This is a genomic window from Flavobacterium sp. (assembly GCF_003525665.1).
Taxonomy (GTDB): Bacteria; Bacteroidota; Bacteroidia; order Flavobacteriales; family Flavobacteriaceae; genus Flavobacterium.
Map to the genome: position 1 here is coordinate 1 of NZ_DQDX01000186.1, position 216 is coordinate 216.

1 pseudogene is annotated in these 216 nt (G+C 34.3%); it reads right to left on the reverse strand.

Annotated features, from left to right (window positions below):
* Window positions 1-30: 30 nt before the first annotated feature.
* Window positions 31-216, reverse strand: a pseudogene (gene eno / locus DIU01_RS13000) (phosphopyruvate hydratase); the annotation flags it as partial.

The window sequence follows — 216 nt, forward strand, 5'->3', positions numbered from 1 at the left end:
AGCCAGGTTTTAATTATTTATTTTTTAAAACTACTTTTGCTTAAAAGCTTTTACTCCAGGAAAGTAAGCAGTTGCACCAAGTTCTTCTTCAATACGAAGCAGTTGATTGTATTTTGCCATACGATCTGAACGTGAAGCTGAACCAGTTTTAATTTGACCACAGTTTAAAGCTACTGCTAAATCTGCAATAGTATTATCTTCTGTTTCTCCAGAACG